Annotated in this window: 14 protein-coding genes; 7 read left to right on the forward strand and 7 right to left on the reverse strand. The window is 74.7% G+C overall.

The window, feature by feature from the left end; translation table 11 throughout:
- Positions 1-101: 101 nt before the first annotated feature.
- The 5 genes from pcp to ACZ7RU_RS34535 form a co-directional block, all read right to left on the reverse strand.
- Positions 102-788 (reverse strand): pyroglutamyl-peptidase I, encoded by a 687-nt coding sequence (gene pcp, locus ACZ7RU_RS34515; RefSeq protein WP_470345010.1) that lies wholly within the window; start codon positions 786-788, stop codon positions 102-104.
- A 179-nt stretch (positions 789-967) separates the two neighbouring features.
- The gene (locus tag ACZ7RU_RS34520) at positions 968-2,179 is read right to left on the reverse strand and encodes an alpha-hydroxy-acid oxidizing protein (RefSeq protein WP_470344940.1); all 1,212 of its coding nucleotides are present in this window, start codon (positions 2,177-2,179) and stop codon (positions 968-970) included.
- Positions 2,180-2,356: 177 nt separating this feature from the next.
- Positions 2,357-3,604: an MFS transporter gene (locus tag ACZ7RU_RS34525; protein WP_470344941.1), complete on the reverse strand. Its 1,248-nt coding sequence runs from the start codon at positions 3,602-3,604 to the stop codon at positions 2,357-2,359.
- A gap of 84 nt (positions 3,605-3,688) precedes the next feature.
- Entirely contained in the window at positions 3,689-4,486 is a 798-nt protein-coding gene (locus ACZ7RU_RS34530; RefSeq protein WP_470344942.1) for a MerR family transcriptional regulator, read from the reverse strand.
- Between the two features lie 54 nt (positions 4,487-4,540).
- Positions 4,541-5,455: an alpha/beta fold hydrolase gene (locus ACZ7RU_RS34535; RefSeq protein WP_470344943.1), complete on the reverse strand. Its 915-nt coding sequence runs from the start codon at positions 5,453-5,455 to the stop codon at positions 4,541-4,543.
- A 208-nt stretch (positions 5,456-5,663) separates the two neighbouring features.
- Here ACZ7RU_RS34535 and ACZ7RU_RS34540 point away from each other — a divergent pair, with 208 nt between their 5' ends.
- From ACZ7RU_RS34540 to ACZ7RU_RS34560, 5 genes are all read left to right on the forward strand, one after another.
- Positions 5,664-7,157 (forward strand): DUF2079 domain-containing protein, encoded by a 1,494-nt coding sequence (locus ACZ7RU_RS34540; RefSeq protein ID WP_470344944.1) that lies wholly within the window; start codon positions 5,664-5,666, stop codon positions 7,155-7,157.
- Positions 7,158-7,252: 95 nt separating this feature from the next.
- Positions 7,253-7,690, forward strand: a complete 438-nt coding sequence (locus ACZ7RU_RS34545) for a GntR family transcriptional regulator (protein WP_470344945.1) — start codon at positions 7,253-7,255, stop codon at positions 7,688-7,690.
- A gap of 86 nt (positions 7,691-7,776) precedes the next feature.
- Positions 7,777-8,742: an ABC transporter ATP-binding protein gene (locus ACZ7RU_RS34550; RefSeq protein WP_470344946.1), complete on the forward strand. Its 966-nt coding sequence runs from the start codon at positions 7,777-7,779 to the stop codon at positions 8,740-8,742.
- Complete coding sequence (locus tag ACZ7RU_RS34555; protein WP_470344947.1) at positions 8,739-9,740, forward strand: hypothetical protein; 1,002 nt, start codon at positions 8,739-8,741, stop codon at positions 9,738-9,740. Before ACZ7RU_RS34550 ends, ACZ7RU_RS34555 begins: the two co-directional genes overlap by 4 nt.
- A 498-nt stretch (positions 9,741-10,238) precedes the next feature.
- Positions 10,239-11,264 carry a hypothetical protein gene (locus tag ACZ7RU_RS34560; RefSeq protein ID WP_470344948.1) on the forward strand — a complete coding sequence of 342 codons (1,026 nt, stop codon included), beginning with the start codon at positions 10,239-10,241 and terminating at the stop codon, positions 11,262-11,264.
- A 27-nt stretch (positions 11,265-11,291) separates the two neighbouring features.
- On the opposite strand, the gene ACZ7RU_RS34565 is transcribed toward ACZ7RU_RS34560, so the two are convergent.
- Entirely contained in the window at positions 11,292-12,398 is a 1,107-nt protein-coding gene (locus ACZ7RU_RS34565) for a GlxA family transcriptional regulator (protein WP_470344949.1), read from the reverse strand.
- Between the two features lie 109 nt (positions 12,399-12,507).
- Between ACZ7RU_RS34565 and ACZ7RU_RS34570 the strand changes: the two genes are divergently transcribed.
- Together ACZ7RU_RS34570 and uppS are read left to right on the forward strand one after the other, a co-directional pair.
- Positions 12,508-13,098 carry an isochorismatase family protein gene (locus ACZ7RU_RS34570; protein ID WP_470344950.1) on the forward strand — a complete coding sequence of 197 codons (591 nt, stop codon included), beginning with the start codon at positions 12,508-12,510 and terminating at the stop codon, positions 13,096-13,098.
- A 137-nt stretch (positions 13,099-13,235) separates the two neighbouring features.
- Complete coding sequence (gene uppS / locus ACZ7RU_RS34575; RefSeq protein ID WP_470344951.1) at positions 13,236-15,020, forward strand: polyprenyl diphosphate synthase; 1,785 nt, start codon at positions 13,236-13,238, stop codon at positions 15,018-15,020.
- Here the strand turns inward: uppS and ACZ7RU_RS34580 are convergent.
- On the reverse strand, positions 14,974-15,645 hold the full coding sequence (locus ACZ7RU_RS34580) for a hypothetical protein (RefSeq protein WP_470344952.1): 672 nt from the start codon (positions 15,643-15,645) through the stop codon (positions 14,974-14,976). The genes uppS and ACZ7RU_RS34580 overlap by 47 nt on opposite strands.
- Positions 15,646-15,922 lie beyond the last annotated feature (277 nt).

Here is a 15,922-nt window from a genome sequence, read left to right on the forward strand (position 1 = left end):
GGGGACCCTGTGGGAGAGTAGGACGCCGCCGAACAATCATTGCTGAAGAACCCCCATCCGGTTTCCGGATGGGGGTTCTTCGCGTTTCCGGGCCGACACCGTCAATTGCCGCCCCGGCGGGACAGCCAGCTCCGTCGGCGCGGTGCGGCCACCGTGCCGGAGGTCGGCGGGTGGAGGGCGGCCACGGCGCTGCGGATCAGGATGCGCACCCCCTCGGCGGCCGTCTCCGCCGCCATCGACGCGCTCTTCTCCTGACCGGACGTCTGGCTCGGCAGGTACGGCAGGCGCGCGAAACCACCGCGCAGGTCCGGGCGTTCGGTGGCGATCAGGTGTGCCAGCCCGTAGAAGACGTGGTTGCAGAGGTGGGTGCCGGCGGTGTGCGAGAGGGTTGCCGGGATCCCGGCCTGCTGGACGGCTTCCACGCAGGCCTTCACCGGCAGGGAGGAGAAGTACGCGGCCGGGCCGTCCGGCACGACCGGCTGATCGATCGGCTGGTGGCCCTTGCGGTCCGGGGTCCGGACGGCGTCGTCGAGGTTGACCGCCACCCGCTCGACCGTGAGGTCCGGGCGGTTGCCGCCCTGGCCCGTGGCGATGACCAGGCCCGGCTCGAACCGGGCCACCGCCCGGCGCAGTTCGGTGATCGAGTCGCCGAACGCCCATGGCAGTTCGGCGAACTCCAGGGCCACTCCGGCCGGCGGACCGGCGGCGACCAGCCGGCCCGCCTCCAACGACGAGTTCAGACGATCGCGGCCGAACGGTTCGAAGGCGGTCAGCAGGACGCGGATGATGGTGGACCTCCGAGCTTACGGGATCGTGCGGACCCGATTTGTGCCGTTCGAGCGTAGAGCCGTCCCGAATGTCCCGGCAAGCCCCACTGGTCCCCGGTGGACACCATGACCTGAATTCACATCAGATCCGGCTCGGCGCATCAGGTAACGGGGCGGTGCACCAGGCCGGTCACGCCGCATCAGGTCCGGCGCAGCGCGCCGTCCGCCCGCAGGGAGGCGAGGGTGGGGTAGCCGTCGACGGCCATCAGGAGGTCGGCCTCGGCGAGCAGGGAGCGCAGCACGTGGACGATGCCGTCGGTGCCCTCCAGCGCCAGGCCGTAGGCGTACGGGCGGCCCACGCCGACGGCGGTGGCGCCGAGGGCGAGCGCCTTGACGACGTCGGCGCCGGAGCGGACGCCGGAGTCGAAGAGGACGGGCAGGCCGTCGGCGGCCGCGACCACGTCGGGGAGCAGGTCGAGGGCGGCCAGCCCGCCGTTGGCCTGGCGGCCACCGTGGTTGGAGCAGTAGACGGCGTCGACGCCGCAGTCCCGGGCGCGGCGGACGTCCTCGGGGTGGCAGATGCCCTTGAGGAGGATCGGCAGGTCGGTGAGCGAGCGCAGCCAGGGCAGGTCGTCCCAGGTCAGCGGATTGCCGAAGACGCCGGCCCACTCCAGGACGGTGGCCTGCACGTCCTCCTCCGGCGCCTTGGCGAGGCGGGCGCGGAACACCGGGTCGGAGGTGTAGTTGGCCAGGCAGTGGCCGCGCAGCTGCGGGAAGTTGGCGGTGGCCAGGTCGCGCGGGCGCCAGCCGGTGACCCAGGTGTCCAGGGTGACGACGATGCCCCGGTAGCCCGCGGCCTCCGCCCGGTGCACCAGGCTCTCGGCCAGCGCCCGGTCGGTCGGGGTGTAGAGCTGGAAGAAGCCGGGGGTGTCGCCGAACGCGGCGGCCACCTGCTCCAGCGGATCGACCGTCAGGGTGGAGGCGACCATCGGCACGCCGGTCCGGGCGGCGGCCCGGGCGGTGGCCAGGTCCCCGTGGCCGTCCTGGGCACACAGGCCGATCACCCCGATCGGCGCCATGAACAGCGGGGTCGGCAGGCGCAGGCCGAACAGCTCCACCGACAGGTCCCGCGTGCTCGCGCCGACCATCATCCGCGGCACCAGGCCCCACCGCTCGAAGGCGGCGACGTTCGCCCGCTGGGTGGACTCGTCGCCGGCCCCGCCCGCGACGTAGGAGAGCACCGAGGGCGGCAGCGCGGTGCTCGCCCGGGCCTCCAGTTCGGCGAAGGCCATCGGCATCGTCGGCAGCACGCCGCCGAGCCCGCGCAGGTAGATCTCGGTCTGGTAGTCGCCGAACCGCCCGTGGAACGCCTGGTGCCCGTCGAACGCCTGGTGGGTCTGCTGGCTGTCCATCCGCCGGCCGTCCTTCCGCCTCTCGCCCGCCCGGGACCGTCCCGGCCGGGGTGCCGTCCGCCCCGCCCCGCCGCACGGGCGGGAGGGCGGACGGCACCCCGGCATTCTCACCACGGACGGACCGGACGGCCAGGGTCCGGCGGGCAGGTGCGTGGCGGCGGCGTCCGATGGGCCGGGTCACGGCGCCGGCTCGGGGCGGACCCGGAGGCCGTACCGCCCCACGGCGGCGGCGGCGAGCAGGGCGACCGACCCGCCGAGCACCATGACGGTGCCGGGGGAGGAGTGGTCCACCACCAGGCCGCCGGTCAGTGCGCCGATCGAGAAGCTCGCCTGGAACGCGGAGGTGAACACCACGCCGGCGCCCTCCGGGGCGTGCGGCGCCGCGGCGAGGAACCAGCTCAGCGAGCAGACCGGGACGGCGCCGTACGCCACGCCCCAGAGCGTCAGCAGGACGGCGGCGCCCGGCCCGCCGGTGCCCAGCAGGGGCAGCAGCAGGGCCGCGCCGGCGAGCAGCACGGCCGCCGCGCCGAACACCGGCCGCAGTGCCCTGGCGGCCCGGCCGCCGGCCAGCAGGTTGCCGAGCAGCCCGGCGGCCCCGTAGGCGAGCAGCAGGGCGGTGATCAGGCCGGTGCCGGCGTGGGTGGTGTCGGCGAGGAAGGGCGTGACGTAGGTGTAGCTGCCGAAGTGGGCGAGCACGATCAGGAAGGTCACCGCGATGCCGGTACGGGTGCCCCGGCCGGCCAGCAGACCACGCAGCACGCCCAGTCCGGTGACGGTCAGCGGGGGCAGCGGCGGCAGCGACCGCAGGAGGGCGGCCAGCGCGAGCAGGGTCAGCGCGGCCATCGCGAGGAAGGCCGACCGCCAGCCGGCCAGCGAACCGAGGAACACCCCCGCCGGCACGCCGAGCACCGAGCCGAGCGGGACGGCGGAGAAGATCACCGTGTTGGCGCGTGCCCGCCGGTGCTCGGGGACGAGGCGCGGGGCGAGCCCGGAACCGATCGACCAGAACGCCCCGATGACCAGGCCGAGGGCGACCCGGGCGGCCAGCACCGCCCAGTAGGCGGGGGCGAACGCGCTGAGCAGGTCCGCCAGGGTCAGGACCAGCAGCAGCGCGCAGAGCATGGTCCGCCGGTCCGCCCGCCTGGTCGCGACGGTCACCACGGGTGCGGCCACCGCGGCGACGATGCCCGGCAGGGTCATCATCAGCCCGGCCGTGCCGGCGGAGATCCGGAAGGTGGCGCCGATCGGGGTCAGCAGACCGATCGGCAGGATCTCGGTGGTGACGATGGAGAACACGCCGGTGGTCACGGCGAGCACGGCGAGCGTGCCGCCGTCCCGGGCGCGCGGCTTCGGGCCCGGCGGCCGCAAGGCCGGCGGCTTCGGGGCGGGTGAGGACGCGGGGTGGTGGGTGGTGCCGGTCGGCATGGCGGAGGTCCCGTCGACGGGTGGTGGGTGTGTGACCCGAAGTCCACCAAGTCGACGGGGGGTCGGGCTGGCGTGAATCCGACGTCAACGCTTCCGTGCCGGGCCCGCGGTCGGGCCTTGTGCGGCGGCCCGGCGTTCCCCGGCGCGCTCGCGCTCCGCGGCGAGACGGCGCTGCTTGGCGCGGTGGACGAGCACGTCCAGGATGCGCTGCCAGGTCGGCGAGGCCTCGGCGATCCGGGAGAAGATCACCTCCTGGTTCCCGGGCCGGCTGCTGTCCCGCCCGTGGGCGACCTCCCAGGCGTCCAGGTCGTCGATCAGCCGGTCCACCCGCGGATCGTCCGGTTCCCAGTCGAGCGACTGGTCGCAGAGCAGGAACAGCCGCAGCGTCCCGGGGTCGTCGAAGCTGGCGTTCTTGTCCCGGACGCCCTGGCGCATGGCTTCCGGGTCCAGGGTCTGGAGCAGGATCCAGGTGTCGCGTTCGAGCAGGACGGACCGCTCGCTGACCCCGAGCGCGCGCATCCGGTCCAGGATGGCGACCACTTCCGGCGGCAGGGCGAGCCGCTCGCCGCTCGCCAGGTCGGCGATCCGGCGGCGGTGCTCGGCGAGTTGGGCGATCCGGCGCTCCAGTTCGGCGTCGAGGTCGGTGACGGCGGCGGCGAACTCCTCCGGCTCCGCCCGCAGCAGCGCGTCGATCCGGGCCAGCGGCACCCCGGCGTCGGCGAGCGTCCTGATCCGGATGAGGTCCACTGCCGCCTGCGCGCTGTACCGGCGGTAGCCGGAGGCGTCGCGCTCGGGCTCGGGCAGCAGCCCGACCTGGTGGTAGTGGCGGACGGTGCGCACGGTCACGCCGGCGGTCGACGCGAGTTGACTGATCGTTAGCACCGGTTCCGCTCCCACCCTGTTGAGACCCGCCGAGGTCGAGGTCGAGGTCGAAGTCTAGGCGCGGCCCGCCCGGTCCACGACGTCGCGGATCGCCTGGACCACGTCGTCGGCCCGCTCGAAGACGAACTGGCTGTGGCCGGTGTCGGGGAGGATGCGCTGCTCCCCGTTCGAGACCGAGTCGGCCATGTCCGCGTACAGCCGGGTCTTGCCGTCGTGCATGGTCCGGAGGAGCTCCTCCGACATCAACGCCTGCTGGCCAGGGTCGATGCCCAGCGGGGTGAGCGCGATCAGCGGGACGTCGGGCAGGTCCGCCCCGGCCCGCAGTTCGACGGCCAGGTCGGCCATCGAGGCGCGCTCGGCCATGCCGGCGTGGATCCAGCGCTCGCTCACGTGGTACTCGACCACCGCGTCCCGGACGTCCGCCGGATAGTCCACGAGGAGCTCCGCGGCCATCTGCCGGATCGCCGGGAGGGCCTGCCGCAGCTGCTCCTCGGTGGGCGACATCCGCACGCTGGCGGCCAGGTGGGCCTCGGCGGGCATGTAGTCGTCCCAGTCCCGGTGGAACGCGTCCAGCCAGACCAGCCCGGCCACGTCCTGCGGGTAGAGCTGCGCGAACCCGTGGGCGTAGGCGCCGCCGAGCGAGTGCGCGACCAGGACGTACGGGCCGGGAACGCCCTGGGCGCGCAGCAGTTCGTGCAGTTCGGTGGCGACCTCGGCGGCGGTGCGCGGCAGCGGGGCGTCGTCGCTGAAGCCCGTGCCGGCGCGGTCGTACACCACGGCGGTGGTGAACTCCGAGACGCCCCGCTGGACGGCGAAGTAGTCCAGGCCGATCGCGCTGGCGCCGGGCAGGAGGACGACGGCGGGTCCGCCGCTGCCCTGCCGGTGCAGGTAGAGGCGGCGGCCGTCGACCTCCTGGAAGCCGCCGACCGGGGGGTGGAGCGGGGTGGGGGTGGTGCGCTCGTTCGTCATGCGGCAAGCCTCCAACCCTGACGTAGCGTCAAGGTCAAGCGGCTGTCTCCGGGTGCTTCCCGCGGTCACGTCCCCGGCTTTTCGGGGGTGGCCTCCGAGCCTTCGCGGGCAGCCCGAAGGCCCGGCCGGCGTCGTCCGGCCGGGTTTGACGGCTGTCCGGGCATCCATCACCCTTCCACTAATCGAATAGTGAAAGGGTACTTTGCCGATGCCCGCTTCCTTCTCCCCACTCGCGCCGTCCGCCCACACCGCGCAACCCGCCCGGCCCGAGCGGTCCGCCCGGCCTGCGCGGTCCGCCGTGCTCGCGCTGGCCGTCCGGCGGGTGAGGCCCCTCGCCCGCCGCCCCGCCGTGCTCGCCTGGGGCCTGGCGGCCGGGTTCGCCGCGCTCTACGCCTGCGTCGCCGTCAACAGGCACCGACGCGGCCTCACCAAGGCCTACGACCTGGGCATCTTCGAGCAGGCCGTCCGGGCGTACGCCCACGGGCAGGCGCCGATCGTGCCGCTCAAGGGCTCCGGCTACCACCTGCTCGGGGACCACTTCCACCCGCTGATCGCGGTCCTCGCCCCCGTCTACCGGGCCTTCCCGGGCCCGCTCACCCTCGTCGTCGCCCAGGCGCTGCTGATGGCGTCGGCCGTCGTCCCGCTGACCCGCTGGGCCCACGAGGTCGCCGGGCCCCGGGTGGCGCTGCTCGTCGGCTGCGCCACCGGGGCCTCCTGGGGGATCGTCCGGGCGGCGGCCGACGACTTCCACGAGATCGCCTTCGCCGTCCCGCTGCTCGCCTTCGCCGCCACCGCGCTCGGCCGGCGCCGACCGCTCGCCGCCGCGCTCTGGTCGCTGCCGCTGCTGCTGGTCAAGGAGGACCTGGGGCTGACGGTGGCCGCCGTCGGCGCCCTGATCGCCTGGCAGGCCCGGCGGGAGCGGCACCGCAGCCCGCTGCCCGGGCTCGTCCTCGCCGCCGTCGGCCTCGCCGCGACCGCGCTCGCCGTGCTCGTCGTCCTGCCGGCGTTCAACCCGGGCGGGGGATTCGACTACTGGCGGCAGCTGGACGGCGGCGGGCAGCCCTCGCCCTGGTCGCTGCCGCTGCGGTTCGCCTGGCCGCCGGTCAAGTGGCTGCTGCTGTTCCTGCTCGCCGCCACCGCCGGCTTCGTCGGCCTGCGCTCCCCTCTCCTCCTGCTCTGCGTGCCCACCCTCGCCTGGCGGCTGGCCTCGTCCAACTCGCACTACTGGGGGGTCAGTTACCACTACAGTGCGGTGCTGATGCCGATCGCGCTCGCGGCCCTGGTCGACGCCCTCCGCCGGGTGGACGCGCGGCGCGCCAGGCGGGCGCTCGCCGTCAGCGCCCTGGTGACCGCCGTGACGCTGCCGCTCTACCCGCTGCACGAGGTGGTGATGCCCGAGGCCTGGCGCACCTCGCCCCGGCTCACCGAGACCCGGGCGCTGCTCCACCGGATACCCGACGACGCCACGGTGGCCGCCTCCAACCGGCTCGCGGCCCAGCTGACCGGCCGGGCGGAGGTCACCCTGGTGTGCCGGGCGCCGGAGGGCCCCGGGCCGCAGTGGGTGGCCGTCGACCTGCGCGATCCGAGCGTGCAGTCCCCGTGCGCCACCGCCGACACCGCCCGGATGCTGGCCGGCTACCGGGAGCGCGGCTACCAGCCGCTGATCGAGCGGGACGGCCTGCTCCTGCTGCAACGCCCCTGAGCGTTCCGCACGGGACGGACCCCCGGTCCGGCTTGACCCAGGCACCGCAGTGGGCCACCATTCCACTATTGAACTAGTGAAAGGCCGAATCGCCGGTGATCGAGTACCGCATCGAGCGGCGCAGCGGCGTCTCCACGTACCAGCAGATCGTGCAGCAGACCAAACAGGCCCTGCGGCTCGGGCTGCTGCAGCCCGGGGACAAGCTGCCGACCGCCCGTGAGGTGGTCGAGCTGACCGCGATCAACCCCAACACCGTGCTGAAGGCCTATCGCGAGCTCGAACGCGAAGGGCTGGTCGAGCCCCGCCCGGGGCTCGGCACCTTCGTCCGGCGCTCGCTCGCCCGGCCGGAGGCGGCGGCGGACGGGCCACTGCGCGCGGACCTGGTCGGGTGGGTGGACCGGGCCCGGGGAGCCGGACTGGAGCGCGAGGACATCGCCGCGCTGATGGCCTCCGTCCTGGAGCAGCGCTTCGACACCGGGGTGTCCGGCGCAGGCACCGGAGCCGGGGGCACGGGCTCCGACGCCGGGGCCTGAGGCCCCGACCCGGGGCCGCCATGGACCCCGGCACCGGGGACCGAGCCTCCCCGGCAACACCGAACCGAGAACAGTGGGGGGACCGGGTGGACGACCCGACGACCCCGGCGCCCGCGTCGGCGCCGGTGCAGGAGATGCCGCGGCAGACCGCGCAGGCGGCGGCACGGCAGGCGGCGGCCCTGGAGGCCGACGGCCTCGGCAGGAGGTACCGGGGCGGCTGGGCCCTGCGCGGCTGCGACGTCGCCGTCCCGGCCGGGCGGATCTGCGGCGTGGTGGGCCCCAACGGCGCGGGCAAGAGCACCCTGCTCTCCCTCGCCGCCGGTCAACTCCAGCCCACCGAGGGCGAGTTGCGAATCCTCGGCGCCACGGCGGGTGCGCCCGAGCTGCGCGCCAGGGTCGCCTACGTACCGCAGGACAAGCCGCTCTACCCGGGGCTCACCGTCGCCGAGACGCTGCGGATGGGCCGCGAACTCAACCCGGTGTGGGACGAGGTGCTGTCCCGACAGGTCATCGACCAGGGCGAGTTGAACCCCAAGGCGCGGATCGGCTCGCTCTCCGGCGGCCAGCGCACCCGGGTCTGCCTCGCCCTCGCCCTCGGCAAGCTCCCCGACCTGCTGCTGCTCGACGAACCGATGGCCGACCTCGACCCGCTCGCCCGGCACCAGCTGATGGGCACCCTGATGTCGGCCGCCGCCGAGCGCGGCACCAGCATCGTGCTGTCCTCGCACATCCTCCCCGAGCTGGACGGCGTCATCGACCACCTGCTCCTCGTCCAGCGCGGACGCATCCGGCTGGCCGGCGACCTGGAGGAGATCCTCGACGGGCACCAGCTGCTCACCGGCCCGGCCGCCCAGGGCGCCCCGGTGGCCGCCGGGGCGGTGGTCGAGCAGCGCGTCAGCGGCCGCCGGGCCGTCGCGCTGGTCCGCACCGACGAGCCGGTGGACGGCGCGTGGGAGAGCGAACGGCCGAGCCTGGAGGACCTGCTGCTCGGCTACCTCCGCGCACCCGCCGACCCGGACGACCCGAACGACCCGAACGAGGTGGCCGCATGAGCACGACCGTCCTGCCCGACCGCGCCACCACGCTGACCGCCCCCGCCGAAGCGCCCCGCCTGCGCGGGCTCTTCTGGCTGGTGCTCCGGCAGAACCGCCTCGTCCTCTGGATCCTGGGCGCACTGCTGCTCCTGGTCGTGGCCGACCTCCTCTGGATCCACGTGGCCTGCCGCCACGTCGTGGACGTGCTGCGCCGGACCGGCTGCTACAGCCCCACGTCCTGGTCCGACAACTACTGCTGGAACCTCCTCTCACCGATCCACCGCCCGGCCTCCTGGTACGTCCAGGTCCTCCAGCCCGCCGTCACGGCCGTCCCGCTGCTGGTCGGCGTGTTCATCGGCGCCCCGCTGCTGGCCCAGGAGTACGAACGCGGCACCATCCGGCTGATCCGCGCGCAGTCCGTCAGCCCGACCCGCTGGCTGGCCGTCCGCCTCGCGGTCCCGGGCCTCGCCGTCCTGACCGTCGGCGGCGTGCTCGCCGCGATGATGACCTGGGTGTGGTGGACCGACATCGTGCACGGGCCGTCCGCCTTCGACCCGCCGTTCCAGTTCTTCACCTACCCGGTCCTCGGCCTCGCCCCGATCGCCTGGTCCCTGTTCGCCCTGGTCCTCGGCGTCCTCGTCGGCCTGCTCGTCCGCCGCACCCTGCCCGCGATGTTCCTGACCGGCGCCCTCGTCGCCACCGCCCACGGCCTCGTCTACTGGGCCCGCCCCTCCTTCTACCCCGTCGTGGACCAGGTCGCCCCCGTGGGCACCCCCCAGCCCACCAACGCCTGGCTCCTCGGCCGCGGCATCGTCCTGCCCGACGGCACCCGCGGCAGCACCGACACCTGCCTCTTCTCCTACCACGACATCCCCAGCTGCAACGTCGCCACCGCCTCCTGGGCCCGCTTCCACCCGGCCGACCACCTCGTCCCCATCCAACTCGTCGAGGCCGGCATCCTCGTGGCGCTCACGGCATCGATGCTGGTCGCCGTCTTCCGCCTGATGCGGTCCTGACCCCCCACGGCCGGCCCATCCGAGGAGGACGGCGGACGGGCCGGCGGTGGCCGGTGTCGGGGGTGGGCTTGCCGGGCTTGCCGAACGTCTGCCGACGTGCTCGTCGACCGAACTCGCGGCGAGGAGGAGTCGGGCGACGGTCGGGTTGTCGTGGCCCCCGCCCATCAGGGCGAGCACCTCGCGCTCGCGTGGGGTGAGGGCCGCCGGCGGGGTCGGGGACGGTGCGGTGGGCCATCGGCTGGGGGGATGACCTCTGGGGCCGGGGAGTCGTGCGCGGCGGACCGGGGGCGGAGCGGACGGCCGATCGGACCGTGGGCGCGCGGTCCTGGAGGCGACAACCCTGGTGGCTCGCCCTACTGTTCAGTGCCTCCGAGCCTCCGCGCCGATTTTTCGACCGCCCTGACACCGGCCTCCAGAGCGGCTGCGGCCTGCGGCCCTTCCCTCGGCAGCGGGTCACCTCCACAATGGGGCGGTCGATCGCGGAAGTGGGGGACCGGGGTGGAATGGCTGCTGGGGATCGGTGGCGCCCTGCTGCTCGGGGTGGTGACCAATCTGGTGTACGACTTCGCCAAGTTCGGCAGCTCGCGGCTCGGTTCCCGCGTACCGGTGCCGCGCGTCCGGCGGGCGAGTCTGACGGCGGCGGCCCGGGCGCACGACGTGCGGGCGGACGGGCTGGCGCCGCTGGTCACCTGGTCGGCGACCCGGCCGCTGACGCCGAACACGCTGGTGACGGCGCACCACGGACGGGTGGAGCACCCGCACGTGCTGGACGCGGTCGGATGGGCCGACGAGGTGGCGCGTCAGCGGGCGGCCGGTGCGGCGGGCCGGACGGCGTACATCACGCGGCTGACGGTCGATCACGGCGAGCACGGCGGCGCGCGGGTCTGCGAGGTGGACATCGCCGAGAGCGACTACGCGGAGTGCATGGCGACCACCCGGCTGGGCCGGGAGGACCCGGAGGTGGCCCGGCTGCTGCGCGAGGCGCTGGACCAGGGCCTGACGAGCTTCGTGGCCGTCGCGCCGCCCACCATGGTCAGCGCCTGCGTCGCGGTGCGGGACCGGCTGGGCCGGCTGCTGCTGCTCCGCCGCTCTCTGGCGGTCAACACCTTCCCCGCGCAGTGGACGGTCGGCATCAACGAGACGATGAAGTACCGCGACGAGCCGGGCGCCGCCGAGGACTTCTACGGGCTGGTCCGGCGGGCGCTGGAGGAGGAGCTGGGGCTGCTGCCGGAGGACGTCGGGCCGACCGTGATCACCTGGCTGGGCTGGAGCGAGCCGGCCTCCTGCTACACCCTGGTGGCCACCGTCCGGTCCCGGCTCGACGCGGCCGAGATCGACCGCCGCCGCGAGGCCTGCCACAGCACCTTCGAGCACGACATGGCCGTCTGGGTGCCGTTCACCCGTCGTACGGTCTCCGAGCTGGTCGAGGGAGGCACCTGCCCGGACGGCTCGCGGCGCTGGTCGTACCTCGCGCCGCTGGTGGCCTGGGAGGCCTGGCGGGCGGCGCAGCAGGAGCGGGCGTAGACCGGCACGGGCCCGGCCGCGCGGTGTTCACCGTACGGCTGCCGTGACCTCCTGCTCCGCCGCGGAGGCCGCCGCCGAGGCCGTCCTGGTCGCTGTCGCGGGCGTCGTCGCCGTCGTCGTCCGGAACCGCTGCCGGTAGTCGGTCGGGGTGGTGCCGAGGCGGCGGCGGAACGCGCGGACCAGGGTGTCGATGGTGCCGAACCCGCAGGCGGTGGCGACGCGTTCGAGTGTGTCGTCGGTGGACTCCAGCTGGTGGCGGGCCAGTTCGACCCGGGCCGACTCGACGTAGGCGCTCGGGGTGGTGCCCAGCTCGGTCTTGAAGATCCGGGTCAACTGCCGCTCGCTGACGTGGGCGTGGGCCGCGAGGTCCGGGACGGTGAGCCGCCCGGAGAGGTTGCGCAGGATGTGGTGGCGCAGCTCCTCGATCCGCCGGGTGGTCGACACGGGCTCCAGCGGGACGCTGAACTGGCTCTGGCCACTGGGACGTTTGAGGTACATGACGAGCTGGCGGGCGACCCGCAGGGCCAGCTCCTCGCCGAAGTCCTCGGCGACCAGCGCGAGCGACAGGTCCAGGCAGGCGCTGATGCCCGCGCCGGTCCAGACCCCGCCCTCCCGGATGAAGATCGGGTCCGCGTCGACCTCGACCTCCGGGTGCTCCTCGGCGAGCTGGCCGGCCGTGGACCAGTGGGTGGTGGCGCGCCGTCCGTCCAACAGTCCGGCGGCGGCGAGCAGGTGGGCACCGACGCAGACGCTGGCGACCCGGCGCGAGCGGGCGGCCAGCGTACGGACCCGCTCGACCACCGCGGGGTCGGTGAGCGCGCGGACCCGGCGGCGGTCGTCCACCTCGACCGAGCCGGGCACCAGCAGGGTGTCGATCCGGCTCCGGGCGGCCTCGTCGAAGGTGACGTCGGGCAGGATGCGCACGCCCGCCGCGGTGGTCACCGGGGCCGTCGTCTCGGCGGCGAGCACGACCCGGTAGCCGGTGGCGTCGTCGGTCTCCCGGCGGACCAGGGAGAACACCTCGGGCGGGCCGGTCACGTCGAGGAGGTCGACGCCCTCGAACAGCACGATGACGATCAGCCGCCGCACGGCCTGGGTGGTCACGGTTCCCCTCCTCGATGTCGGAATCTGCATGTTAGGCGACATTGCCGACACCCGAGCGCCGCCCGTAGCGTTCGAGAGGCCGGTCGCACCAGGTGTGACCTGCGAGAACCCCGACTCCTGACCGTGAAGGCGGTACCCCGTGCCCACCACGACCCTGCGCACCCTCAACGGCCTCGACGAGACGCCGGCCGCGCTCGGCGACTCGACCCTGATCATGATCGACTACCAGAACACCTATGTGCGCGGCGTGATGGAGCTGGCGGGCTGGCGGGAGGCGCTGGACGCCGGCGCCGACCTGCTCGCCCGGGCCCGGGCCGCCGGAGCCACCGTGATCCACGTGGTCAACGACGGCGGCGAGGGCACCCCGTACGACGTCCGGGCCGAGATCGGGCAGATCCACCCGAGCGTGGCGCCGGGCGAGGGCGAGCGGGTGGTGGTCAAGCGGGCGCCGGACGCCTTCGTCGGCACCGACCTGGGCGAACTGGTCGACGCGGCCGGCCACCGGGATGTCGTTCTCGCCGGCTTCATGACCCACATGTGCGTCGCCTTCACCGCGGCCGGCGCCTTCCTGCGCGGCAACCGCCCCACCGTGGTGGCCGCCGCCTGCGCCACCCGGCCGCTGGAGTCGGCGGGCACCGCGCTGACGGCCGCCCAGGTCCACCGCGCCGCGCTGGCGACGGTCGACGACCTGTACGGGGTGGTGGTGGAGTCCCCGGCCGACCTCGGCTGACGTCGGCGGAGACCGGCCGGGCGGCCGTTCGACCGCCACTCGACGGCTGCTCGCCGGCGGCCGCCCGGATCGCCACCGATCGGCCCCCGCCTCGTTGACCAGACGGCGCACGGTGTCGGCGGCGGGAGGGAACGGCCATGGCGGGGAACGGGCCGGCGGTGGTGGGCGGCTCGCCGGAGCCGGCGGAGTCGTACCGGGTCTGCGAGCAGGAGGTGGCCGGTCACCTGCCCTCGCTGCGGGCGATCACCGACATGCTGCCGCCCGAGGTGCGTCCGCACTTCCACGCCGTCAACGCCTTCGCCTCCCGGTCCGACCGGATCGCCGACACCGGGGACGCCGATACCGGAGACGCGGATACCGACGGCGCCACCGTGCCGGCCGCCGACCCCGCCGAGCGGCAGCACCGGTTCGCCCGCTGGCGGGCCGACACCCTGGCCGAGCTGGCGGCCGGCCACAGCGGGCACCCGCTGCGCCGGGCCTTCGTGGACACCGTGCGCCGCTGGGAGCTGGACCCGGCCCTGGTCGAGGAGTTCCTGGACGCCACCCTGGCCGACGCCGCGCGCCCACCCGCCTTCGAGACCCCCGCGGACCAGCGCCGCCACCTGCGGGGCGTCGCGGGGACGATCACCGAGCTGTGGGCCCCGCTGCTGGGCGCGCGCGGCCCGCGGGCGGCGGGCGCGCTGTCCGCGCTGGGGGAGGCCTGCCAGCTGGCCGACATCCTGGAGGACCTCCCGCTCGACCTGGCGGCCGGACGCTGCTACCTGCCGCAGGGGGAGCTGCGTCGGCTCGGCCTGACCGCCGCCGACCTCGGCCGGGCCGGAAACCAGGCCGGAAACCAGGCCGGAAGCCGGGCCGCAAGTCCGGAGGACCACCCGGACCGGGACGCCTTGGACGAGCTGGTCGAGGGCCAACAGGCCCAGTGGCACCGGCTGTTGGAGCAGGCCCTGCCCGCCACCTGGCTCGCCGCACCCGGCTGCCGCCCGTTCCTGCACACCCTGCTGCTCGGGGCCCAGCTCCAGTACGACGAGATGACGCTGCTGCGCTCACGCGTCCTGACCGACGGCCTCACGCCGCTGAGCGCCGACGGCACCACGCCCCGCCGCCGCACCAGGCCCGAGCCCTCGGAGGGCGCGCCCGCCCACGTCGCCGTGATCATGGACGGCAACCGCCGCTGGGCCGAGGCCCGACGGCTGCCCGCCCAGCACGGCCACCGGGCCGGGCAGCGGGCCGCGCTGCGCCTGGTCAACGCGGCGCTGCGGCTGGGCATCCGGCACCTGAGCCTGTACGCGTTCTCCACCGAGAACTGGGGCCGCCCGCCGGAGGAGCTGACCGAGCTGTTCGACTCGCTGGCCGACGGCCTCACCCGCAGTGCGGAAGGCCTGCACGCGCTCGGCGTACGGATCCGCTGGTGCGGCCGGCGGGACCGGGTGGACGAGTCGCTGGCGTCCTCGATCGCGCTGGTGGAGAGCATGACCTCCAACAACGGGACACTGACCCTGACGGTCTGCGTGGACTACGGCGGACGGGAGGAACTGGCCGCTGCGGCGCGGAACCTGGCCGCCGAGGCGGTGGCCGGCGGAATCCGCCCGGAGGCGATCGGCCCGGCCGACCTCGCCCGGCACCTGTACCTGCCGGACCTCCCGGACGTCGACCTGCTGATCCGCACCTCCGGAGAGCAGCGGATCAGCAACTTCCTGCCCTGGCAACTCGCCTACGCCGAGCTGCTGTTCGACCCGACACCGTGGCCCGACTACGACCTGGCCCGGCTGCGCGCGGCGGTCCGGGCCTACGGGGCCCGGGAGCGCCGCTTCGGCGGCGTGCCCACCCAGTCCCGGCAGCCCCCGCAGGCCTCGCAGCCCCCGTCGGCCGCCCGCGCTACTCCTGCGCGGCCGGGGGAGGGGTGTACGTCCCCTCGGCCGTGACGTACCCCAGCACGGTGTCCACGGTGACCTGGTGCGGGCCGTAGTTCGTGGTGTACGCGTCCACCGCCTCCTGGGTGGGGCGCAGCGGCACCCCGCTGAGCCGGACCTTCATCGGCTGCCCGGCCGGCACCGGCTGGGCCGTCAGCTTCCCCTCCGCCAGGCCGCAGCGGAAGGCGGAGCGGTGCCCCATCTCGGCGCCGCCCACCTCGCACCGGCCGGAGGCCAACCCGTCCCGGATCGCGCCGACCAGCTTCACCACCTGGTAGTCGCCCTGGGCGGTGCGGACGGCGACCCCGCCCTCCAGCGCCCCGTCGCCCTGGGCCTTCGGCGGGTTCGCGAGGGACGGGTCGCCCTGGGCCGAGCGGATCGGCAGGCGCACCCCCGGGCCCCATTCGTCCGGTACCAGGCGTGCCGGGGCGACCACGTCCACCTTCGCCTGGAAGCGGTCCAGTTGGGCCTGGGCCGCCGGTGTCCAGCGCACCTCCAGCCAGCCGTCGGTGAGCGTGCCCAGGCTTCCGGAGCGGCCGGTGCCGTCGTCGACGGCACCGGCCGCCGCCCCGGTGAGCCACCCCAGCAGAGGGGTGGCCAACGCCGCGCCCAGCAGCGTCCGTCGCGTCGTGCTCATCGTCCCGATCCGTCCTTCCCGGGCCCGCCGAGTACGGCCCCGGGACGGATCATCGGTCCACCGGCCGCCCCCGGGGCCCCGCGAAGGGGGAAACCACCCGGGTGGGGGGCGCGGCGGTGTGGTTCCGGGTGGCGCGCCCGGAGAACAGCGCCCCCCGGGTGTCCGCACACCCCCTCGCCGACCGACGCGCCCGGCGACCGTCCAGGGGATCACCCCACCCTGAGTTGAACGCGTTCAAAGTCGTGCGCCATGATGAGGCCGCGCGAGAACACCCCCA

Source organism: Kitasatospora sp. NPDC114501 (assembly GCF_055633695.1).